Annotated in this window: 21 protein-coding genes and 2 pseudogenes; 20 read left to right on the top strand and 3 right to left on the bottom strand. The window is 60.3% G+C overall.

Translation table 11 applies throughout. From position 1 onward, the window contains the following. Nucleotides 1-2,788: 2,788 nt before the first annotated feature. Nucleotides 2,789-4,888: a molybdopterin oxidoreductase family protein gene (locus tag AS156_RS30470; protein ID WP_066512639.1), complete on the top strand. Its 2,100-nt coding sequence runs from the start codon at nt 2,789-2,791 to the stop codon at nt 4,886-4,888. Nucleotides 4,889-4,954: 66 nt separating this feature from the next. After that, nucleotides 4,955-5,734 (top strand): enoyl-CoA hydratase/isomerase family protein, encoded by a 780-nt coding sequence (locus tag AS156_RS30465; RefSeq protein ID WP_066512748.1) that lies wholly within the window; start codon nt 4,955-4,957, stop codon nt 5,732-5,734. A gap of 62 nt (nt 5,735-5,796) precedes the next feature. Here the strand turns inward: AS156_RS30465 and AS156_RS30460 are convergent, their stop codons facing one another. Further along, nucleotides 5,797-6,990, bottom strand: a complete 1,194-nt coding sequence (locus tag AS156_RS30460) for a hypothetical protein (protein WP_066512637.1) — start codon at nt 6,988-6,990, stop codon at nt 5,797-5,799. A gap of 1,112 nt (nt 6,991-8,102) precedes the next feature. Between AS156_RS30460 and AS156_RS46145 the strand changes: the two genes are divergently transcribed. Continuing rightward, a complete protein-coding gene (locus tag AS156_RS46145) occupies nt 8,103-8,249 on the top strand; it encodes a transposase domain-containing protein (protein WP_082747823.1) in 147 nt (48 codons plus the stop codon). A 14-nt stretch (nt 8,250-8,263) separates the two neighbouring features. Here AS156_RS46145 and AS156_RS30455 read toward each other — a convergent pair whose 3' ends face one another. Further along, nucleotides 8,264-8,698 carry a hypothetical protein gene (locus tag AS156_RS30455; RefSeq protein WP_066512635.1) on the bottom strand — a complete coding sequence of 145 codons (435 nt, stop codon included), beginning with the start codon at nt 8,696-8,698 and terminating at the stop codon, nt 8,264-8,266. Nucleotides 8,699-9,209: 511 nt separating this feature from the next. On the opposite strand from AS156_RS30455, the gene AS156_RS30450 reads away from it, so the two are divergent. The 9 genes and pseudogenes from AS156_RS30450 to AS156_RS45820 form a co-directional block, all read left to right on the top strand. Beyond that, complete coding sequence (locus AS156_RS30450) at nt 9,210-9,899, top strand: alpha/beta fold hydrolase (protein ID WP_066512632.1); 690 nt, start codon at nt 9,210-9,212, stop codon at nt 9,897-9,899. A gap of 70 nt (nt 9,900-9,969) precedes the next feature. Next, nucleotides 9,970-10,875, top strand: coding sequence for a LysR family transcriptional regulator (locus tag AS156_RS30445; RefSeq protein WP_066512627.1), 906 nt, complete (start codon nt 9,970-9,972; stop codon nt 10,873-10,875). Between the two features lie 697 nt (nt 10,876-11,572). Beyond that, nucleotides 11,573-12,526 (top strand): ArdC family protein, encoded by a 954-nt coding sequence (locus AS156_RS30435; protein ID WP_066512618.1) that lies wholly within the window; start codon nt 11,573-11,575, stop codon nt 12,524-12,526. A gap of 192 nt (nt 12,527-12,718) precedes the next feature. After that, a complete protein-coding gene (locus AS156_RS30430; protein ID WP_066512615.1) occupies nt 12,719-13,762 on the top strand; it encodes a DUF7146 domain-containing protein in 1,044 nt (347 codons plus the stop codon). 310 nt (nt 13,763-14,072) lie between these two features. Beyond that, the gene (locus AS156_RS30425) at nt 14,073-15,005 is read left to right on the top strand and encodes a DUF2493 domain-containing protein (protein WP_066512611.1); all 933 of its coding nucleotides are present in this window, start codon (nt 14,073-14,075) and stop codon (nt 15,003-15,005) included. A gap of 70 nt (nt 15,006-15,075) precedes the next feature. Then, nucleotides 15,076-15,330 (top strand): FitA-like ribbon-helix-helix domain-containing protein, encoded by a 255-nt coding sequence (locus AS156_RS41380; protein WP_082747822.1) that lies wholly within the window; start codon nt 15,076-15,078, stop codon nt 15,328-15,330. After that, a pseudogene (locus AS156_RS30415) lies at nt 15,327-15,699 on the top strand (PIN domain-containing protein). Before AS156_RS41380 ends, AS156_RS30415 begins: the two are co-directional and overlap by 4 nt. Nucleotides 15,700-16,348: 649 nt before the next feature. After that, on the top strand, nt 16,349-16,660 hold the full coding sequence (locus tag AS156_RS30410; RefSeq protein WP_066512604.1) for a DUF736 domain-containing protein: 312 nt from the start codon (nt 16,349-16,351) through the stop codon (nt 16,658-16,660). A 1,031-nt stretch (nt 16,661-17,691) separates the two neighbouring features. After that, nucleotides 17,692-17,823 (top strand): annotated as a pseudogene (locus AS156_RS45820) (DUF736 family protein); the annotation flags it as partial. Nucleotides 17,824-18,236: 413 nt separating this feature from the next. Here the strand turns inward: AS156_RS45820 and AS156_RS30405 are convergent. Beyond that, the gene (locus tag AS156_RS30405; protein WP_066512598.1) at nt 18,237-18,467 is read right to left on the bottom strand and encodes a helix-turn-helix domain-containing protein; all 231 of its coding nucleotides are present in this window, start codon (nt 18,465-18,467) and stop codon (nt 18,237-18,239) included. Nucleotides 18,468-18,579: 112 nt separating this feature from the next. Between AS156_RS30405 and AS156_RS45130 the strand changes: the two genes are divergently transcribed. The 8 genes from AS156_RS45130 to AS156_RS30365 all read left to right on the top strand — a co-directional run bounded on the left by AS156_RS45130 (nt 18,580) and on the right by AS156_RS30365 (nt 22,529). After that, nucleotides 18,580-18,852 carry a DUF2285 domain-containing protein gene (locus AS156_RS45130; RefSeq protein WP_066512596.1) on the top strand — a complete coding sequence of 91 codons (273 nt, stop codon included), beginning with the start codon at nt 18,580-18,582 and terminating at the stop codon, nt 18,850-18,852. A 163-nt stretch (nt 18,853-19,015) separates the two neighbouring features. After that, nucleotides 19,016-19,210 carry a transcriptional regulator domain-containing protein gene (locus AS156_RS30395; protein WP_066512593.1) on the top strand — a complete coding sequence of 65 codons (195 nt, stop codon included), beginning with the start codon at nt 19,016-19,018 and terminating at the stop codon, nt 19,208-19,210. 73 nt (nt 19,211-19,283) lie between these two features. Then, nucleotides 19,284-19,790 carry a DUF2285 domain-containing protein gene (locus tag AS156_RS30390; protein ID WP_082747820.1) on the top strand — a complete coding sequence of 169 codons (507 nt, stop codon included), beginning with the start codon at nt 19,284-19,286 and terminating at the stop codon, nt 19,788-19,790. Nucleotides 19,791-19,923: 133 nt separating this feature from the next. After that, nucleotides 19,924-20,205: a helix-turn-helix transcriptional regulator gene (locus tag AS156_RS30385; protein ID WP_066512588.1), complete on the top strand. Its 282-nt coding sequence runs from the start codon at nt 19,924-19,926 to the stop codon at nt 20,203-20,205. Nucleotides 20,206-20,226: 21 nt separating this feature from the next. After that, on the top strand, nt 20,227-20,664 hold the full coding sequence (locus AS156_RS30380; RefSeq protein ID WP_136626505.1) for a replication initiator protein A: 438 nt from the start codon (nt 20,227-20,229) through the stop codon (nt 20,662-20,664). Beyond that, complete coding sequence (locus tag AS156_RS30375) at nt 20,661-21,125, top strand: DUF2840 domain-containing protein (protein WP_066512581.1); 465 nt, start codon at nt 20,661-20,663, stop codon at nt 21,123-21,125. The genes AS156_RS30380 and AS156_RS30375 overlap by 4 nt, the downstream gene beginning before the upstream one ends. Beyond that, a complete protein-coding gene (locus AS156_RS30370) occupies nt 21,122-21,634 on the top strand; it encodes a S26 family signal peptidase (protein ID WP_066512579.1) in 513 nt (170 codons plus the stop codon). The genes AS156_RS30375 and AS156_RS30370 overlap by 4 nt, the downstream gene beginning before the upstream one ends. Nucleotides 21,635-21,881: 247 nt before the next feature. Continuing rightward, nucleotides 21,882-22,529 (top strand): lytic transglycosylase domain-containing protein, encoded by a 648-nt coding sequence (locus AS156_RS30365; RefSeq protein WP_245313140.1) that lies wholly within the window; start codon nt 21,882-21,884, stop codon nt 22,527-22,529. Nucleotides 22,530-22,537 lie beyond the last annotated feature (8 nt).

Below are 22,537 nucleotides of genomic sequence, written 5' to 3'. Positions count from 1 at the left end.
CGCGTTTCGAATCGCGGACGCACCAATCGCGTCGGTTATTGGCTGCTGGAGATGCGTATTGCAAATGACAGGGCCAGGCTGCTGCAGTATTCGACACGTAGACGTTCTCCGAACGGGCTGGCGGGCGTTATGTGACGCTGCAGCGAAGTGGTCTTTCGCCGGGGCTGTCCGACAAAATTGGACGAACGGATCGAGGGCATTTGGAGGAAGAGCAGGCGGGGCAGTGTTCGGGTTGAATTTGAACATGTGGCTAACGCCGATTCAATCTTGTGATCGGTGCCCACAGCCGGCTAGCGCGTGGCCATCGATCCGGCCCGCACCGTCTCAGCAGCCTTTCCAGAATTCGTCCGGTAGCCAAGGCCATCGTTTCGTCCCAATGAGCGAGTGACATGAAAGTGCCGCGTGCGTCGGGGGACGTGGCGGAGTAAGGGCAGGCACCCGGAGGACAGCGTGGGAGTTTCGCATAGTCTCAGCCACAACAGCGCTCCTCCGGGCCAGCCAAACTGATCGACGTGCCCGTTATCGAGTATTGTGAGGCGCGCCTTAGCCATTCATCCTTTATTCGGACGGACAAATATGAACTGCGGGCGCCGCAAGCGCGCCGGGAAGTTTCCGAAGTTTCCAATGCGTGGCGGAGTCGTAGCTGTGCTGCGCGCCACAGCAGTAGCGACTGTGTCACCTTCTACCCGAAATCCCGAACTTCTTCTCTGCTGCGGATGACCATCCGGTTCATTAGCTCATCGCCGGGGATCGTTGGCTTTTGCCGGCATAATAGTTGCCGGCGTGGTCTTCACCTGGGAGCACTTGCCTAACGGTCATATCTTTCAATTCGTTCGACGGAGTTCATGATACGGCTGGTGAATCCCTGAACTATTCCAGTGCTCGAGTCACACATGTCAAAATTGCGGGCGGAGATCTTGACCTTCTGATCGAGAGGAAGAGAGGTGCCCTCCGGGATCGAAATCTTGAAGATCTGTTCCCTCTGACGCGCATCGCCGGGTGGGGCAGGTGCGCCGTCGCTGAGCCGGTGCTACGGCGAGAGTGGCAAGGGGAGGCGGCCGCCGCACCCTTCCGAGGTGATGGCTAGAACGCCCTGTGCGCCGTGCGCTCGTCTCGGTTTTGAGCCGGTGGGCTGTTCTTCAGTCTCGTGGCGGCGGCTGCCATCGTGGTCTCATGTTCCGGGGTTCCCGGGTGTGGGCGCGAACCCCAGGAAGGCAGCCACCACGAAGGCAGTGTGTCCGCGACGGTGGCCGACATCTTCTGGCATTTGGATTCCTGGCTTGCGCGGCCAGACAGTGCACGGCCATATGAACGGGCGAGGTACGGCACGAGACCGTCCTCTTTCGTTACTCGCGAGACGCGCAGGAGTATGACCCTGCCATATCGCAATCGATGAAGCAGCAACGTTCGATTTGTTGCTGTCCGCGGTGAGTGGGTTCGAGAGGGAGATCCGTGCCGCGCGACGGCGGGTTAACGGTGAAGAAGCCGCAGTAGCGGGCGATCTTGCTTTGCAGGGACCTCGGGCTCAAGGGCGGCCGCGTGATTGTATGTCTCAGCCAATAGTTTGAAGGCCTCGCGTCCATCTCCGAGCGAACATTGTTCGGCTTCCCTGAGACACAGTTGCTCCATTTGGCGGAAGTATTCCTTTTGCGATCGTCCCTTCATCGCTTGGAACTCCTACGCGACAAGAACTGTAACGATGTTACGGAAGTTTAATGAAAACAATTTGTCCGCCGAAATCAAGAGCGATCAATGGAACAGCCTTAAGGAGCCAGTGAATCAGCCCTTAAGCGCCCGCAGGGCGGGGTTGACCTGTCTCGGGTTGGTCAATTTCTAATGTGTTGGGCATCGCTTGCTTTGGTCGAAGGGTGAGATTCAATTCGTTTGTCCCTGGCGCGTCGCGCATAAATCGTGGGGCATTCGCGGCGGTGCCAAGGCCCAGAACCGCAATTCGGCGACCGTTGTCGCTCGTGCGATACTGACGTTTTTTCACAGCTTGCATAGCTCGCTGATCGTCCTGCCGACGGCGGTCGCAGTCTTTGCGTCCGTTGTCGCGACGCCGTGAGGTGCAAAATCGCCTGCCGGACAATTAGCGTCGGGGGATTGGCATGCTCGCCCGCGCCGACTGCCTGCGAGCTGGTCTCCGTTTTGACGATGGCGTTTGCGACGCAAGACGTCACCCTGGCGCGATTGGATACGGTGGCCCGCTCGATCGATTGTCTGAGGTCTTCTAGCTCGAGGAAGGCGTCAGCCTGCCGCGGGTCATCCCGCCCGCAAGGCTGCGAGTGTCCCTTGGCGCAGCTTTTGTTTCTCGAGCGCGCCAATCAACCTATAGCACTCACATCTGCCAAGAGAGGACGGTCGAGCTTGCACGAAAGGTGTCCCCTCTCTCGCTGTTTCTTTGGAAAGCGACGTTTCGCCCTGTTGGATCCGGGTTGCGAACTACGCGTTGAGAAATCTTCTCGATCTCACTCTGAGCATTTCACTGTTGGTGAGGACATCCCGCAGAAGATCGCTCAACTTCATGCCGCGCTGCGACCGAAGGTGGCCCGTGATCGACTGATTCCGAGAGCGAGGTGCCGTCTCTGGTCCACATGTGCTAATTAAACGTCAGCATGAGCTCTTAGCTTGATGCCGCCGCATGCCGGGTGAGAACGCTGACTTGATTGCGGGCTGGCTTTCGCGTCTAGCGCGGCGGCAGTTGGACCCGGGCATGCTCATCGGTTTTTCACAAACCGGGCCGAAAAGGCTCTCGGCGTACTGGCTATTTGGTGTTAATTATCTGCCCATGAACCAGCACGCCAAGATCGACATTCGTCACTCCACCTGCCCGCACGACTGCCCTTCAGCATGCGCGCTGGACGTCGAAGTCATCGAAGGCCGCTCGATCGGCAGGGTGCGAGGTTCCAAGCAACAGACCTACACGGCTGGCGTCGTCTGCGCCAAGGTGGCGCGGTATGGGGAGCGGATTCATCATCCTGAGCGGCTCATGTATCCGATGCGCCGAACCGGCCCGAAGGGCTCTGGGCAATTCGCGCGGATATCCTGGGATGAGGCGCTGGATGAGATCGCCGCGCGTTTCGACGCGACGGAGCGCGAGTTCGGTGCCGAGTCGGTCTGGCCTTATTATTATGCTGGCACCATGGGGTTGGTGATGCGCGACGGTCTCAACCGGCTTTCGCATGTAAAGAAATACTCGCGCTTTTACGCGACCATCTGCTCGACCATCGCCCGCATCGGATTCACGGTGGGGACCGGCAAGATTGCCGGCGTCGACCCTCGCGAGATGGGGGTCTCAGATCTCGTCGTGATCTGGGGCACCAATCCGGTCAACACACAGGTCAACGTGATGACGCATGCGTCGCGTGCGCGAAAAGAACGTGGCGCAAAGATTGCGGCAGTCGACGTCTACAACAACGAGACGATGAAGCAGGCCGACGTCAAGATCCTGGTGCGGCCCGGGACCGATGGCGCTTTCGCCTGCGCTGTGATGCACGTGCTATTCCGAGAAGGATATGCGGATCGCGATTATCTTTCGCGCTATACCGACTGCCCAGATGAACTCGAAGCGCATCTGAAGACGCGTACACCTGAATGGGCGTCCGCGATCTCGGGCGTGCCAGTTGAGGAGATCGAGGGGTTTGCACGTCTGGTCGGGCAGACCAAGCGCTCGTTCTTTCGTCTCGGCTACGGGTTTACGCGCAGCCGCAACGGTGCGGCTCAGATGCACGCCGCGCTCTGCATTCCCGCGGTCACCGGTGCCTGGCAGTATGAGGGCGGTGGTGCTTTCTTCAACAACGCTGGAATTTGGGGTTTCGACGAATCCATCATCGAGGGGCATGATGCGATCGACGGAACAACGCGGGTGCTAGATCAGTCGAAGATCGGCCGAATCCTGACCGGCGATGCCGAGGCGCTAAAGGGAGGTGGTCCGGTCAAGGCTATGCTGATCCAGAATACCAACCCGATGACGGTCGCGCCCGAACAGGCGTTGGTGCGGCAGGGATTTGGTCGCGAGGATCTGTTCGTTGCGGTGCATGAGCAGTTCATGACCGAGACGGCGCAGATGGCTGACATCGTGCTACCGGCCACCATGTTCATGGAGCACGACGATCTCTACTATGGCGGTGGCCACCAGCATATTTCGGTCGGGCCGAAGCTGATTGATCCGCCTGGCGAATGCCGTTCCAATCATGAGGTGATGCAGGGGCTCGGTCGCCGTCTGAATGCTGTGCATCCCGGTTTCGACATGACGGCGCGCGAACTGATCGACGCGACGCTAAAGAAGAGCGGCCATGGCGGTATTGCGGCGCTGGAGGCCGAGCTTTGGCGCGATCTTCAGCCCGATTTCCGTACCTCGCACTTTCTCGACGGATTTGCCCATCCGGACAAGAAGTTCCATTTCAAGGTGGATTGGGGCAAAGTTCCCGTCGGATCAGGTGGTTTGATGGGGGCTTGGGAGCGAATGCCCTCGCTGCCGGACCACTGGACGATCATCGAGGAGGCGGACGAGCGGCATCCGTTCCGGCTCGCGACATCGCCGTCGCGCAGTTTCCTCAATACGACCTTTAATGAGACGCCGTCCTCGCGGACTCGCGAGGGTGTCCCGTCCGTGATGATCCATCCCGACGATGCGGCTGCGCTTTTTATCGCTGACGGCGATCCGGTCACGCTCGGCAATATGCGAGGCGAGACGACGCTAACTGCGAGATTGTTTGATGGCGTTCGCCGTGGCGTTTTGATTGCCGAGTCGGTTCATCCGAATAAGGCCCATATCGGTGGCCACGGCATCAATATGCTGACTGGGGCTGAAGCCGTTGCACCGGTCGGCGGGGCCGCATTCCACGACAACAAGGTTTGGGTCAAGAAGGCGTCGGCCCACGCGTAAATCTGCTTGCAGTTGATGCCGATCCTGCCGCAAATGTGGGCTGAAAACAGCGCACAGGCAGGAAACATGACCGACAATAGCGTCATTCTCGAAAAGCGCGGGCAGGCGTTCTGGATCACCATCAACCGTCCTGACAAGCGAAACGCGCTCAATGGTAATGTGATCGCTGGGATCGCAAGGGGATATCGCGATGCGCATGACGACAAGGACGTGCGCGTCATCGTGCTGACCGGTGCTGGCGACAAGTCATTTTGCGCCGGCGCAGATCTGCAGAACAGTGGCGCGGCGTTCGCGATGGACTATTCGCGTCCCAATGTCGATTACGCCGACCTGTTGCGGCTATCGCAGAATTCCACCAAGCCTGCCATTGCGCGCGTCGGTGGCGTTTGCATGGCGGGTGGCATGGGACTTTTGTGCATGACTGACATGGCGGTCGCGGGCGATCACGTGATCTTCGGGTTACCGGAGGTGAAGGTCGGCGTGTTTCCGATGCAGGTGATGAGCCTGCTGCAATCGATCGCTCCGCCGCGGCTCGTCAATGAATGGGCGCTAACCGGCGAGCCGTTCGACGCCAACTCCGCACAGGCCGCTGGTCTCCTGAATTATGTCGTGCCTGCCGTCGAGCTCGATGCCAAGGTCGACTGGCTGATCGGGCGCATTGTGGACAAGTCTCCGACGGCCATCCGTCGCGGCAAATACGCCATGCGCGCGATTGCCTCGATGTCATTTGACGAAAGCATCGCCTACACCGAAAGCCAGATCGCTCTTCTCGCCATGACGGAGGATGCCAAGGAGGGACTCAAGGCATTTTCGGAGAAGCGTAAACCGACGTGGCCCGGGCGGTAGCGAACCGCTTGGTTAGAGGCACCCTCTGACAGGACGTTGCAGCCTTGGCGGGATCTGGAACGTCAGACCCGTCGATTGTTGGGGACGATCGGGGGAGGAGTAACCAGGTCGTCCGGCAAAAGGACGGTTCTCGCTCGCTCTTCCCGGCGTTTCTTGGCAGCGGCGATTAACTGCTTTCGCGTGCGTTTGGCATACGTCGGCAGTTGTTGTTTCGATCGGTGACGTCCCGCTGCACGCAACTCGGCATCTGTGAGGTCGCTATCGGCGCCTTCCGTAAATCCGCCGTGGCGAAACGACGTAAACGAGAGTTCGTTTCGAAGTCTGGCCGCTACGACTATCTTCTTGACGATGCGGCGGAGGTAACGCAGATCCTTGCGTTCGGTGATCCATGGAAGCGGAGTGGACGATCTTCGATGTGGATGATCACGCCGAAACGCTAGTCCCGACATGACGGATGCTTTGATTGCGTCGAGTTCCGTCATCAACTCGGGAAAGAGGGGCTCATCGGCCTCATCGAACAAGGGCCACCAGGCTTCCTCGCTATTCTTCGGATGCACGATCCTTACGCTGTTTGGTCGCTCTTTCGGCCGATAGTGGGCGATCTCGAAGGCGCCGAACACGTGTTCCTCACGCTGTAACCACTCCCATGTTAGCAGTGCGGCGGTTCCAATTGAATGGTATCCTAGTCTCTTCGCTGTCCGCCTGAACGCGAAAAGCTCGTCCCACGTGGCCGTAGGTGTCTCTCGCGCAGGCCGCCCCGGCGCGCGGGATTTTAAGCCCATTCGTGAGAATGGATTGATCGCAGGTACTTTCGCTTCTTGCGCACGCTCGCCAACAAACCAGGCGCGCCTGCAAGCGGTCATGGCCGCATTCGCGAAGCGCCGTCGTTCGCGCTTGATGATATTGCCGTCTGCGTCCGAGCGTTCGACGACGAGCAACTTCGCATAGACGGCGTCGACAAATCCTTTGGTGAAATCGGAAATCTGCTTTGAGCCAGTGCGACTTCCATCCTTGAGTCGGTGGTTGGCGAAGAGCGCCAATCCTTGGTCATATTGACGCTGTGTCTTGTGATCGAGTTCTCGCCATTTCTGGTGCGCGCGGAAGATGCTGACGAGCCAATCGAACGTGCCGGGCACCGGCGAAGCTGGAACCATGTCCGTCAATCCTCCAGAGCGCCAGCTGTCGAATGCGGGCAACAGGATATTCTCTGTTCGCTCCACGGCAGCGGTGAAGTTCTCCCCCAGCGCTTGGGCCATAACGGGACAGCCTTGTTTGCGGGCCCACGTCGGTGGTTCAAAAAAATAGGCCCATCGACCGCACTTCAGCAGCTTTGATCGGCAGTAGCGGGGAAGCGGCAATGAAGGGTTGGCTATTTTCATACGAGAGAGGTTAGATCTTCGCCGGCCAATCTGTCTAAATGCATCGGTCTGCTTGGCGTGGCGAAGCGGTCAATAGCGGCCTTCGACCAGACTGGCTGTCGAGCCCGTCCAATCCCGTGATAGCCGGTCGGCGATGGAGCCTGCCCGCGTGCGACGGCGCGTGCGAGTTCACCTGTATCGCGGCAATCCAGGTAGGCCGCGGCCATGTCGGCCCGCATGAGCGCTGGCCATGTGCCGAAAGGTGGATAACGGGCCGGAAGGGCCGTGCGGGATGCCATGAACGACAGCTCGTGCGTCAATGCGTTAACGGTCCAAGTGATGAATCTGACGGCGCGGCGCCATCGTTCGAGAGTACTTTCGTCGCGCAGGGCGCCGAAGAAGATCACCGATACAATTGGGCTCGCCGACCCTTGAATCCATCGCAAGCATGTTTCCATCGTTTCCAGTCACGCGCGCAGAATCGGAGCACGAGAGGGCAGCGAGGAAAAGAGCCGTCACGCGCTAGTAGGGAATTCGGCTGACCTAGCGTGCAAATAAGTGGTCTGTCCGATTGACAGCGGCATGCGACTTGAATCGCCTGAAATCGAAGTGGCACCGATCGACAGATGGATCGCTCCGGATGATCGTTCTAACAGGACGACGGGCAATGCATTGGGCCATCCAATATCTGTCGTCGTGCTCGTGTTCGCCCGCTCGTCGAGAGGCATATGATTCTTGCGGCCGATCAATTCCGATTCCGACGGGTCTATCGTTCATCCCACGTCGAGACCACGATCGAGCTCGTCGATGTCGGAATGGCAAACGCTACCTGGTGAATCGTTTGTATCGTAAGCAATGCGTCGGCCGCGCCTCATCTTGACGACGGCCGCATCGAACCAGACACGAACATCGCGGAGCGACCGATTCGATCGATCGCCATCTGAAAAAAGAACAGCCTATTCCGCGGCGGCGAAGGTGGCGGCGAGACGCGTACGAACCTATTGACCTTGATGCAGACCGCGAAACTCACAAGGATCGATCCAGAGATCTGGCTCGCCGACGTTCTGGAGCGCGACGTCTCCGGCGACACGACCGACGACCGGCTCGCCGAGCTTTGGCCTGGAATTGGAAGGCCGACGCGAGCAAGCAAAACTTGATGCGTGATCTGCCGTCAACTCAACAGATTCGGCTCGGCCGCCGTTTCTGCGTCTGTGGTGTCGGTATGGATCGCATCCTTGATCAGTCGCTCCGTCGTTTGCTCAAAATAGATCCACAGATCCGTGTGCAGATCGGAGAACTGTCGCCACACCACCGCATCGAAAAAGCGCCGCGGCGCTCTCACCATGATCGTCGTGCGGCGCTGGCGGGGATAGCGGAAGGGGCGCACGCCGTAGCGCCGGCATAGGGCAACGAATAGGCGCACCGACCATTCGTCAGGCAGGCTGAACTTCATCTCGACAGGAGGATCGCGTCGCGCCACCTCCTCGAGCTTCGCGTTCAATCGGTCGGCCGCGGCGCTCGCCGCTTCCCGTTCGCCAGGGCTCGTTGCGCCGAAATACAGTGCCTCGACCTTCCGCAGTCGTTCGCGAAGTTGCTCTTCGTTCATCCTCGGCGCCGCTCCTTTCAGCACACGACGCCACCACAGAAGCCCGCGGTCAACCCAACGTGCCACGATGTCCACAAGCTATCATCGTGTGGAGCTCGCCGCGGTTAGTTTGTATCGCACAAGTGAGCGTCGTCCGCGTGGGCTGGGCCGTCGGCTGCGCTGAAACTCCGGCTTCGCGGGCTTTTTCCGTTTGGCTTCAAGCCGTCCTGTAATGCGATGTTCGAAGTCGAGGCCCCAACCGGATGCCCGCTGGTCCGATAGGACCGGTCATGTCTGACGATCCTCGCGAAGTCGCACTTGGGACCCAGAGCCGACGTATTGCATTCGAGACACTATGTCATCCGACTGACACCATACATTCGCCAACAGGCGACATTGTCTCGTCGGCAATGCGCGTTGCTTCACTGACAGGAATGACGGCACGCCAATAGCACCTTAGGGTGTGTGCGGCAGCGTCGCCCCAAGCCGGAGTAAGTCCGGCACATCCCGGTCGAAGGAGAGGAGTCGTATCGTGGCAATTGGAACAGTCGTGCTGGTGCACGGAGCTTTCGCGGATGGCTCTTGCTGGGCCAAGGTCATTCCTCTCCTGACGAAGCGCGGTCTAAAAGCTCTCGCTGTTCAGAACCCTCTGAGTTCCCTCGTCGATGATGTTGTGGCCACTCACCGCGTGGTGGACATGCAGGAGGGCCCGGTTGTCATGGTCGGACACTCCTGGGGCGGTGCCGTCATCACCGAGGCCGGCAATCATCCCAAGGTCAAAGCCCTCGTTTACGTCGCGGCGGGCGCGCCGGACAGCGGTCAGTCGTTCGACGAGTGGTGGAAGCCCTATAGGCCCGCCCCCGGTGCGGCCGAGATCAAGCCCTATGGCGAAGGTTATGTGGCTTTGACGCAGGAGGGGGTGCGCAAACACTTTGTCCAGGATGTTCCAGCGGACGAGGCCGACATCGTCTACGCAACGCAGGGCCCGCTTGCGGTCAGATGCTTCAGCGATGCGATTTCGCAGGCGGCCTGGCGCTCGAAACCTTCCTGGTACATCGTCGCAGCACACGATGAAACCATCCCGCCGGACGTGGAGCGTGACTCGGCCAGCCGCATGGGGGCACAGACGTTGGTGCTTCAGAGTTCACACGTGCCGATGTTCTCCCAACCCGAAGCGGTAGCGGAATTTATCGCGAACGCTGCCGCATCTGTCGGGGGGTAATGGCGAAGCGGTCGAAGTCGGAACATAGCGGGGTCTCGCCTCGAATGAGGCTTGTCGCTATGCTTCGCCCATGCAACTCGTAGCGCTTAAATATTTCGTTGCGGTGGCGGACTACGGCAGCTTCAATGCCGCCGCCGAACGGCTGGGTGTGACCCCATCGACGCTGACGCGAAGCGTCGACACACTGGAAGGCGACCTCGGACTAACCCTCTTTGAACGAGGCCGACGAGGTGTTGTGCTGACTCCGGGAGCTGCGTCCGTCCTCGCGGAAACCAAGAGAATGCTGGCCAGTCTTGCGGCAGTGACGCAAGCCGCCAACGGAGCAGCACGCGGAACAAGCGGAGAGCTCAGGCTTGGCGTGCGCTCTCCACCCCTCGGCGAGCCTCTGCGCAGCATGCTTGGACGCTGGCGGCGAGATCATCCCAATGTTCGGCTGATTATCCATGAGCTTTCCGATCATGATATCTACGCTGAATTGACCGCGCGGCGGATCGACGTGGCTCTGGCGCCGAGCTTTGCACCCTGGCCGAGGGTCGTGATGGAGCCACTTTATCGCGAGAGGATGGTGGCGGCAGTGCCCAAGGAACATGCTCTTGCCGCACGCGAATTGCTGCGATGGTCCGATCTGCGCGACGAGACGATCTACGTACAGGAATGGCCGCAGAGCCACGCCATGCGCGAGTTCTACGCCTCGATGATCGGCATAGGCGTGCCCTTTCAAGCTCAACCGGCTGGCAAACAGACGGTATTCAGCCTTGTGGCCGCGGGCTTCGGCGTTACCCTTGCGCAACAGAGCCAGGCTGAAGTCAGCTTTCCTGGCGTCGTATTCAAGATTGTCGACGAGCCAAACGCGCAGGTCGAATTCAGCCTGGCATGGGCGCGGGATGCGGAGAGCGCCTTAATCGGACGTTTTCTCACATCGATGCGCGCGGGTGCCTCGGACGCCGGGTCGTCGGCAAATGCACAAGGTCGATAGGCCATGCCGGTCGGCGACTTTCGCGCGTTCGTCGAGCAAGCGCTATTATTCGGGGCATAAGCGGAAGTATTGTTGGGCGGCCCCTACCTGTCGGTCACGCTCTATCCGCAAGCATCCGCTTGCGGCCGGAGCCGCGAAGCGTCTCCACCCTTCGGGTGACGATCGTTGCCGCTTACTGCTTCTGCCCGTGCTCCTCTCCGAAGGCACCTCCATGATGGGGCCGGGCGAGGTTAGGTCGTCCAAGCTGACAGCGCGTACTTGACGCGAACGCCTTACACGGATGGAAACGCATTGACCTTTCCCCATGTTAGGCAGAGCAGAGTGCTCGGACGATCTTAGGCTACGTCCGCGACGGCCGGATGTCCGAACCGAACTCTGTGCCGTCGACCTACATTCGGTGCATGATCACCGCCAGCTTGCGAGTAATCGCCACGCATGACGTCCTTCTCAAGGACATATCGAATCCAACGAACAGAGCCATGGTGCGTCTCCCTCTCGGGTCCCAAATCAGCCCCAGTTCAGGATAGCGAGGGGAACGAATTGGATTGTCCCAGCTGACGCGGGCGTGCGGTGCAGCCGGAAATCGGCGTCCGAAATGGAAGCGGCAAAAAAGGAGAGAGTAAGAGAGCGGCCGCGGAGGGCCGTGACGGGTTGGAGCTGCGAGAGAGGCTTGCGGTGCCCGTCGCGGAGATCCGCGATGTCCAAACATCATCGAGCGCGCAGCGGCCAGGATCGGTCGTGCGTTTATGACGAAATCACCGACAAGATCATCGCCGAGTTGGAGGCAGGCCATGTGCCGTGGGTTCAGCCTTGGCAGACTGCGGCAGCGCAGGTCTCGCTGGCTATGCCGAGAAACGCCGCGACGCGTCGTCCGTACAGTGGCATTAACGTCCTGATACTATGGAACGCGGCCCGCGAGCGCCGATTCTCGGGGCACAGCTGGCTCACATACCGTCAGGCGTTCTCGCTCGGCGGTCATGTCCGCAAGGGTGAATGCGGTACCACTGTCGTCTACGCTGATCACTTCGTACCAGCGGATGAAAAACGCCGCGCCTACGAGACGGGCGAGGAAGCGCAGGCTGTTTCATTTCTGAAGCGCTTTACGCTCTTTAACGCCGACCAGTGTGATGGACTCCCCGCAGAGATAGCGACAGCTGCGCCGCCCCCGCGGCCTGGTATGATCGAACCGAGGGTCGAGGCCTTGATCAGAGCAACCGGCATCGATTTTCGGATCGGTGGCGACCGCGCCTTCTATGCGCCAGTTGAGGATTATGTGCAGGTGCCACCTCCAGCGGCCTACTTCGAGTCGATCAATTGGCATCGCACGGCGCTCCACGAACTTGGCCACGCCAGCGGTCATTCCTCGCGCCTCAATCGCGAACTTGGCGGTTCCTACAGCACCAAGACATACGCCTTTGAGGAAATGATTGCAGAACTCTGTGCTGCCTTCTGCTGTGCGTCGCTTGGCATTGTACCCACCGTACGCCATGCCGATTATATCGGCTCGTGGCTCGAGGTCTTGCGCGAAGATAACCGCGCGATCCTGCGAGCTGCCTCGCAGGCGAACAAGGCCGCTGATTATCTGCTCGGTTTCCTTCCCGAAATGTCTCCGGCCGGCAACCCTGTCGGTGGGGATCAGGAAGCCAGTTGAACGAGGTCCTGAAAACGGGCTCGAAAGCCTTAAGAGAAAGAGGGCGGCGCAAAGCGCCATGACAGGGTGGAGGTCGAGAGAGAGGCTCTCGGTCGCCTGTCGTGGAGACCTCAAATGACAAAGCCTGCTCGAACGCTGTCGCCCTCATCGAACATCCCGATTGATTGTACTGACGAACGAGAGGCCCGCCGGATGCGCGACGCCTCCGAACTGGCGCGTTTGCTGGCCCGTGAGGCCGAGGCGGTGTGTCGACACTATCTCTCCAACGGTCGACGCCAAGGCCGCTATTGGGTGGTTGGAGATAGCCGAAATACCCCTGGCCGCTCGCTGTTCGTCCGGTTGAACGACTTGCCGCAGCGGCCTGCAGGCAAGTGGACGGATGCCGCGACCGGCGAGCATGGTGACCTTCTCGACATTATTCGGACCAGCTGCGGGCTGGTGCATTTTCGCGACGTGGCCGACGAGGCGCGGGGATTCCTGAGCATACCCAGGCCCGATCCCCGACCGGCGTCGATTCATGGCCGTCCTCGAGCGCGGATCGGGTCCGTAGAGGCCGCGCGACGACTCTTTGGCATGTCGCAGCCGATTGATTGGACGGTCGCCCAAGCCTATTTGTGGCAACGCGGTATCAGATCCGTCCACGATGAAGGCGCGTTGCGTTTTCATGCGCGCTGTTATTATCGGCCGAACGATGGCTCGCCGACCGAAGCCTGGCCGGCGATGATCGCTCGTGTTACCGATCTCGACGGTCGAATTACCGGGGTACACCGCACCTGGCTTCATCCGTTAGGACACGGCAAGGCGCCAGTTGATACACCTCGACGCGCAATGGGCCAACTTCTCGGTAACGCTGTGCGCTTCGGGTCAGCTGATGATGTGCTCGCGGCAGGCGAGGGCATTGAGACCATGCTTTCGCTTCGATGTGTGCTGCCGACCATGCCTATGGTAGCTGCCCTTTCAGCCAATCACCTCGCTGCCTTGCTGCTCCCGCGGCCGCTGCGCAGGCTCTATATCGCTTCCGACGCAGATGCCGCGGGCATAGCGTCGGCAGTGGCCCTGACGACCCGCGCGGAAGCCGCCGGTGTTGAGGTGCTCACCTTGTCGCCCTGGCTCGACGACTTCAACTCAGACCTGCACGCATTGGGCATCCAAGAATTTGGGGCAGCCTTAAGGGCGCAGTTGCTGCCACAGGACGTTGTTCGCTTTGCGCCCTCGGCGAGGACCGATACGGGATAGCGTCGGCGAGTTCGAACGCGATGTCGTCACTCGTCGACATGAGGTCGGGATTGCTGGACGGAGTCGCCCCTGGCCTTCTGAGAGGGCGATGGGACGGGAGGCGGCCCGGCCCGGCAATGGCTGCGCTCAGCTATTTTCCGCCGGCCCTCTCGGGCCTTTGCATCGCCAGGCAAAATAGCCGGGCTTCGCCATCCTGCGCTTCGCTTCGGCCCTGCGCTGGGCTTCGGGTTCTGGTCCATTCCGCCCCCCGTCTGGTCATCGCCACGAAGGCCGCGATGGGCGCGGCCGATCCGGCAAAGGACCTCCAGCCATGACGACCGACCATGATGATATCGCGTTCGAACCGCAGCACCGCTCGTCACCGATCGATATCGCACTCAACGAGCTTCAGCTCTATGGCCACCGTCCGTTCCAGGACGAGCCTGATGCGAGGCCTCTCCCCGATGCCAATCTCATGGCAGGCGCTATCGCCGATATCTTCGACGCCTTCGTCGCGACGATGAGGGACACGCGGATCGAGCCCGACTTGGACGATCTGCTGTGGTCGACGGTCAACCTCTTTCACCGGGCGACTGGCCGTGTCGAGCGCGAACTTGACGGCAACGAACTGGCGCAGCAACAGAGCCAGCGCGAGCAGGATGGTTCGGAGGTCCGGTCGGTCGAGCTCGAACGTCTTACGGCGGAAGGGATCACCTTAATCGAACGCCGAAACGCCATGGAGCTGTTCCGCGACCTCGCCACCGAGCAATTTGAGCGTCACACCGGCTCGCTCTGGCGTCCCCGTTCCGGGTCCCTTGTCAATCATCGGACGATCACCTCGGCGATCATCGATAGCCGCGAGTTCCTTGCAGCCAAGCGCCGCGCGGAAACCGAGGCTTTGCTGCCCTCCGGGCCGAAGATCGCACTGACCGGTGGGCTCGATTTCAACGATTATCATTCGATCTGGGATCGTCTCGACCAAGTCCACGCCAAGCATCCCGACATGGTATTGCTGCACGGCGGCTCACCTAAGGGTGCCGAATTGATCGCCGCCAAATGGGCCGACAACCGAAAGGTGCCGCAGATTGCTTTCAAGCCGGATTGGGCAAAGCATGCCAAAGCCGCACCATTCAGGCGCAATGACGCAATGTTGGAAACCTTGCCGATTGGCGTTCTCCATTTCCCCGGCACCGGCATCCAGGATAACCTTGCCGACAAGGCTAGGAAATTCGGCATCCCGGTCTGGAAATTCGGCGGCGCGTGAACGCCGTTCGTCTTGAATTCTGGTAGCAATTCTAATGCAACGATGCTGTCATTTGCGGAGAGCTGCCATTATGCCCGTTGTCACCATTCGCAATCTCTCCGAGGAAGCTAACCGCGCCTTGAGGTTGCGTGCGGTGCAAAATAATCGCAGCGCGGAAGCGGAAATGCGCGCAATTCTGGAGGATGCTGTGCGACCCGCCAATCGGTTGCGCCTGGGCACTGCGCTCGCCGATATGAGCCGAAAAATCGGGCTCTCCAACGCCGATATCGAAGCCCTCGGACAGGTAGGCGGCAATGAGCCCGCCGAGCCGCCGCATGTCGAATGATCGTGCGCGATCCGGCCGTCCGTAATTGGCTCGATGAACAGGCGGCGGAGACGCTCTTTCTCTCCAGCGTCACGATCGCCGAGCTGATGTTCGGCATCGGCGCGCTTCCAAGGGGCAAGCGCAGGGATAAGCCGACCGCTGAGCCCGATGGCGTGCTGGAGTTGTTTGCGGATTGGAGTTCGATACCGCGGCGCACCGCTACGCCGATTTGGCCGTGAAGGCGCGCGCCGCCGGGAAAGGCTTCGCACGCCCGACGGCTATATCGCAGCGATCGCAGCATCGCATGATTTCGCGCTCGCGTCTCGCGACACCAGCGCGTTCACGGCTGCTGGTCTAATCGTGATCGACGCCTGGAGCCTTGTCGTCTGAACGGCGAGCTTAGCGGAAGTGGAACGGGGCGATGCTGCTCACCCTCTGCCAGGGCAAAGCGTCGACGAGGCCAACGCCCACCGACCGGCCTTCGGAGTCTTCTCAGATCTCTTAATTTCCGAGGCTACCGGCAACGCCGATGCGGATGAGGCCGAACGCTCTGATTGTGTTATGCCTGCGGGTCTTGCAGTCGCTTTTGGCGGACGCAGAGCTCCGGCTAACGTTCGATCCGGCACCCCGGAAGGTGACGAGAGGGCGCCAACGTTTGCTGTGATGCGCCATTCTTGCCATTGACGCGCCACCGTCAGCATCTGCCCGATCGATCCAGCCGCAGTCCTTGTAGAATGTCGGCGCCAGCCGTCAAGGTTGCTTCCGTCAGTTCGTTCGGGGCTCGCGTCCAACGCAACCTCGGATGGCGGATCAAGCCCGAGGGGCGGCTTACGCCTCGATCGCCTTCCCGCAACGGCTGCGCCTGCTTTTTTCCCCTGCCGCGAAGAGGCGGCATTCCTCGCGGGAAGACAAAAAAGGCAGGCTTTCGCCGTCCTCCGCTGACGCTGCGGGCCTGAAGGCTGCGGGTCGATCGCTCCCCGGGCCAGGATCGCCATCGAGGCTGCGATGGTCGCGGCCCGAGCAACAAACGGAGACTACCATGGCTACCATTGGCACCTTCACTGCTTCGGACAACGGCTACATCGGCTTCATCAAGACGCTGACGCTGAACATCAAGGCAAGGTTTGCCGCATCCGAGAAGGACAACGACAAGGCTCCCGACTACCGCATCTTCGCCGGCGTGACCGAGTTCGGCGCAGCCTGGAAGAAGACGGCTCGCGACAGCGATCGCGAATATCTCTCGGTCAAGCTCGACGATCCGAGCTTCCCGGCCCCGATCTACGCCTCGCTGGTGAAGGTCGAAGGTGACGCAGGCTTCAGCCTGATCTGGTCCCGGCGCAACGGCGACTGACCGCTGGCCATCGTCGGCCTCGCCTCCTTGTAGGCGGGGCCGATTTGCAACTTTTCTTGCCTCGCTTTGGAGCGAAGTGGAAAGGCATCGGCCCGCCGTGCTGGGCGGCAGAGAAGCGGCGGCGATCCGGCCGGCCGGGAGAAGCCTGATGTTGCGACCCGGCACAACATCAGGGGTCGAGGACGGTCGCATGGTGAGATGGAAGGGCTCCGAAAGCGACGCTAGGCCGTCATGTCGAGGAGCAGGAAGACGCCCCGGGATGGTATGACGGCTCGCCAAATCGCTGCGATAGGCGGCTCGGACGATACGAAGCAGGCCGAGCGAAAGGCCGTAGCCATGCTCTGGCGAGGTTGGTTGCGATGGAGAAAAAGCTCGCGGCGTAGTCTCGGTTTCGCCCTATTTGCGACGGGAATCGCCGATCAATATCCCCGTCGCTAGAGAGGGAGGAGACAGCAAGACGTGGCGAACGAGCGGCGGGTCTGTGCGGGACAGATTGTGATTGATGGTGCCCCTATGCGCTGCAAGGTGCGCCATCTCACGGCGTCCTCCGCAATCGTTCAGACTCGCGACGCGCCGTCCGTGCCTATGGCCTTCGGCCTGCGCATTCCGAGCGTAGGTCTTAACATCAATTGCTCGGTGGTGTGGCGTGATGAACGCCGACTCGCTGTGACGTTTTTGAACTGACCAGAAACTGTTATTCTTGATGCGGGTCGCCGTCCCGAGCTCGGACTGTTCATTGGTTAATAGCGTTGTTGGGAGCAATTGCTCTTGTGGGCGTTCTCTTGGCTGCTTGGCGAGCTCACAACCGGCCCTTCCGCATCCTCAGCCCGGTCTGTCGCTTTGTGGGCGTAGGACTTGAATGAGCCGCTACCAAGCCGAGAGCCCGCTCAGGACGCAGCCTCACAGCTTAGAGCAGATCTGAATAGTGCGCATCGTTGAATTATCATCGGTCGAGGTGTTGCATGGGCGGTCGGTCATCTACCAAGCATTCGAATGTCGCCGTAGTTTTCTTCGATCGGCCGAATGTACGGCGCGCCCCCTTTGTGCCGCCTGACTTCCGCATCTTCGCCAGCATAACCGAATTCGGGGCCGCCTGTAAGAAGACTGCCCGCGACAACGATCGCGAATACCTCTCGACCAAGCTCGACGATCCGAGCTTTCCCGGCCACGATCTAGGCATCTCTGGTGAGGGTCGACGACGAGGGCTTCACCCTGATCTGTCTCGGAGGCGGGGCCTTTTTGCGCCTCCTTGAGCGGAAAAAGAAGGAGCATCTTCGTAGACACCGGTATGAGGCTCCGCCCTCGCGGCCGCAAGGGTGAAGCACGGCTTGCCGTGCCGGTCGGAGCGGTATCACCGGACTTTCGCGCAAGGACTTTCTTGACAATGTCGCCGTCGGGCGCGCGCAGCCTTTTGGCGCGACCATGTCAGGCAGGGGATGTGACACAACTCTCCTGCGAAGCAGGACGACCGGCGGATTTGTATTTCCGCTTAGTGCTGAATTAGAGAGGTCGGCAGCAAAGCGACTGGGAGTCGGCAGCTTCTATTTGCGCGGCCCGGCCCGGAGACGACGAGCGCTCATTTGGCGCGACCTCTCTTTGCGGCCCGCCTTAGGAACTCGTCTGGTTCGACGTCGAGCTTGTCGGCGAGCCGACCAATAACCTTTATGCTGACGTAATACACGCCCTTTTCGAGCTGGCTCAGGTAGCTCCGGCTTATCTCAGCCTCCAAGGCAAGTTCGTCTTGAGACCATCCCCTCGCATTGCGTAGACGACGCAAATTAGTGGCGAATGTCTCCCGCAAATCCATGTGGGAAAGGTCGCCGCTTGCTCAGTATATTGCACCTCGATATACTTAACAAAGTGCGGTCACGCGAGCCGTTACGACAGCAGATTCCGTGAAGTCCTCTGACCGTAAGATCATGCCAACACCGCCGCTCGATCCAGATGTAGCCGATTTAGCCCCAAAGGATACGACTGTAACGTCGTATGACGAGCAGCACGTCGTTACGTACATGCGGCTCCTGCAAGCGGAGGGAGAAGGAGTGGACTGGCGGGAAGTCGTGCGCATAGTCCTACATATTGACCCTGAGCACGAGCCTGACCGCGCACGGAGTGCATATCAGAGTCATCTCTCGCGCGCTAAGTGGATGACGGAACAGGGGCGCCTGTTACGCGTCGCGAGGAAAAGTTAGAAGAAATTCATCGTCCGAATCGTCCCTTTAGAAATCGTCGTCTCAAGCGGGCACGTGGTCCTCTGGGAGCACCACGTGGTGTCAAACTAGGGTCTTCCTGCAACCCTCTCGTTCATAGTTATTGCGCTGCAATCCTTCAGCTGCGTGCAATGGGGCGGAAGCAATGCCTGAATTCGACTGGCGCTCGCCAGATTCTTATATGAGTCTCCAAGATGCCAAGATCACCGACATCGCTTGGGAATGTCTTCGTCGCAATGCCGATTACCGGCGCGAATACGATGCGATGATCGCCGACAGTCCGACTGGCGAAGTAACCGACGAGTTCCGGAGAAGGTGGGGCATCTGCTTTCGCCCATAACCCTCAGAAGTCCTTTGACGAACAAACAGTCTTTTGGGCGCCCGAGGTTCTAGCAACCGTTGTTCCAGTTGCAGTGGCGGCGCCGACCGCTCATCGAGAGTCAGCGTCTCAGGCGCTGCCCGAACTTATCGCTGCCCAGGTGCGTCGTGCGGCCGACGGCTGGCACGCTGTGCTGTCCATCGGCGCAGTGGAGCACCGGATCTGGTCAAAGGAAGCGCCCGTCATCGGCGCCTCCTATATTGCCGAGCTGCCGCTGGATCGAGATTTCGACGCGCGGGCACATGCAGCTCGACGGCTCTGGCGTGCGATGAACGGACGCGCGCCAGGACCTGCCTTTCATCAACTGTCCAAACAGCGTCGCGAACGCCTAAGCGCTGCGATACGCGCGCTCGACACGCATAATGCCGGCGGCAATTATCGCATTGTCGCTGAAGCGCTGTTTGGCAAGACACGCATCCCCGATCGCGCTTGGAAGACGCATGATCTGCGCAAACGAACGATCCGTCTGGTGCAGGGCGGTCTTGCCCTGATGCGTGGAGGTTACCGCAAACTTCTGCAATCGAAGCGCAAGGACAAATAGCCGCCGGCCTTGGGTGTATCGAAAATCGTCCCCTCAATATTCGGCATCCCCCTGCGAGGGGGCGCTCCTCCATGATGACCCCATATACTCCAGCGCTGCCATTCGCAGCGTGCTGTCGCCGTGGAGCTCTCAAATGCCTGATCCGATGGCCGGCTTACCACCGCGTTTCCTGCGAACGCCGGAGGCCGCGCGTTACCTTGGCCTTTCCGGTCGCACGCTAGAGAAGCATCGGACGTACGGCACCGGGCCGACCTATCGCAAGATTGGCGGCCGCGTCGTCTATGCGCTGGATGACTTGAAAGCCTGGGCCGATCTCGGCGCCAAGACCTCGACGTCAGATCCGGGCAAGGGCACCGTCCTGCCGGCCAAGGAGCATCCAGTTCTGCGCCCCTATGCGGGCCAGGAACGTCGCTGATTCGGTTCGTGAGCAATGACCATGCGGCGCAAGCAGCATTCTAAGCGCGACCAGCTTGAGCTCTTTCGGGCGCTGCTCGCCGAGCTCGCGCCTCGCGATGAGCAGGATCTGATGGCGTATCCATTTGTTCCGCTGGCAAGGGACATTGTGCCGATCGATTTCAGCGGGGATGCCATCTGCGATGGTGTCGAGGCCGCGGCGGCGCACGGCGTCACGACCATCTGCGATGTGGATGTTCTGATGTGGGCGGCTCCGCCAATCGTCGAGGCCGGTGACGTAGCGTTGGTGAGGTCGCGCCTGACGGCCGCAATGTCTTACGCCACCGGTCGGATTTGGGGTAACTGCCGGCATCCGGCTGGTCTTGCGTGCTTCGACAATCCGGCACTGCGATCACATATGTTCCTCGCGAAACTTCGATCGCACGGCTTCCAATCCCAGTCTCAGGGGACAGCCGCATGAGCGATCTCACTCAAGTAGAAGTTCTGTGGCTGGAGAAGCGCATCGAAAACCGTGTTCGGTTCGGTCGCATCGTGAAGGAGCTGATGGTCGATCGTCACCGCCGCGTCTTGTCGTTTGCGCCAGGCAGCATCTTCGGCTTCGTCCGCTGGACATCGAGCGACTTTGGAACGGTCATTTCGCGAATCGACATCTTGCGCGCGGTCGCGCCGGGGCAACGCTGTTCGACCGTACCCTATGTGAAGCCGGGCGGAGAGATTCTGCTGCGGCTCTCTGGCTGGCTGAAGGTTGAACGGGTGCTGCAGATAATCGATGCGATCGAGACCCTCGGTATCGATCCGGCCGATGTCGCGCCTGATCATTGGCAGCACATTCATAACCGCTTGTCGGTCAACGAAAGCCCGCGCCCCTATACGAAGGCGCGCCATCAGGCGTGGCTCCACCGGCGGAGAGTCATGCGATGACGAGCCGCCTGAGGACCCTGACGGTTATGTGCAGCGCTGCCGTGACGCTTGTCGTTGCAATCGCGCTCGAGCCGCTTCCACTCTATATCTGGAATGCATCCGCTAGCGTGCCGATCGGTCTCTATCGCTTGCGCTCGGTGAAGCGCTTTCATGTCACCGAACTGGTCGCCGTTCAGCCGCCGGAGCCGCTCGCAACGTTTCTCGACCTGAACGGCTATCTGCCGCTCCGCGTCCCCATGCTCAAGCGCGTGCTGGCGCTGCCCGGGCAGACCGTTTGCAGAAGAGGGGCCACTATTGCGGTTGATGGCATCGTCATGGGCGAGGCGACGGATCGCGACGGACATGGCCGTCCGCTGCCCAAATGGAGTGGCTGCCGTGTGGTCGGCGAAGGTGAACTTTTTCTCATGAACTGGCAATCGAGCGACTCATTGGACGGTCGTTATTTTGGATCGCTACCGGCGTCGGCCGTGATCGGTCGTGCGCTTCCGGTGTGGACGTGGGAGGAGTGACGTGCGTGTTCTCTGTACTCGCCGCGCCATTACTCTGTTCGATCAATGGCTGGACTAATTCTCCATCGCGACCAGCACTTGTAAGATCGACGCCCAGAGCGCCAGTTCAGGGCGGCCGAATGGCTGGCGTGGATCAGCTTTACCTTGGTCAGGCGCGAGTACGACGGCAGCTTTGGTTCGATGGAGTGTGCGTTCTGGGGCCATCATACCGCTGCTACTGCATCTCACCTCCTCACAAAATGCTGCTTTGGCGGAAGCCAGTTCAACGGTCATTCCAGTTGTCGATCAGTTCGGCGATCCATTTGCGGCTTTCATCGAAGAAGGCGCGCGACGTTTTGCGATTCCGGCGGACTGGATTCGCTCGATCTTGAGCATCGAAAGCGCGGGAGATGTGCACGCCACGTCGACTAAAGGGGCAATGGGTCTGATGCAAATCATGCCGGCGACGTGGACCGAATTACGCCGTCGCTACCATCTCGGTAACGATCCCTACGATCCGCGCGACAATATTTTGGCAGGAACTGCGTATCTGCGGGAATTATTCGGCCGCTACGGTTGGCCCGGCGCGCTTGCGGCGTACAACGCCGGGCCTTCACGCTACGAGCGGCATCTCGCGGGCGGCCTTTTGCCAGACGAGACGCGAGCCTATGTGGCTAAGTTTGCAGGCCGGCTCGGTGTTGGACTGCCGCCGATGTCGACCGCCGCCCGACAGCGGTCGGCGGCGTCAACGCCGTTCGCTGCGCGCTCCGATCTGACGAGGAGGCAGGATCAGCCGTCAGCATTCGTGTCGTTGAGCGACGCGAGGACTGCAGCCTCTCGAGACGATGTGTCGGCGATGATCCCCAGGGGTAAAGGTGTGTTCGTCGCACGGTCGGGGCTAGGGACGCCGCCATAGTGGCCTCG

The sequence above is a fragment of the Bradyrhizobium macuxiense genome, assembly GCF_001542415.1.
GTDB lineage: Bacteria > Pseudomonadota > Alphaproteobacteria > Rhizobiales > Xanthobacteraceae > Bradyrhizobium > Bradyrhizobium macuxiense.
This window is presented reverse-complemented; position numbering and strand designations above follow the sequence as displayed.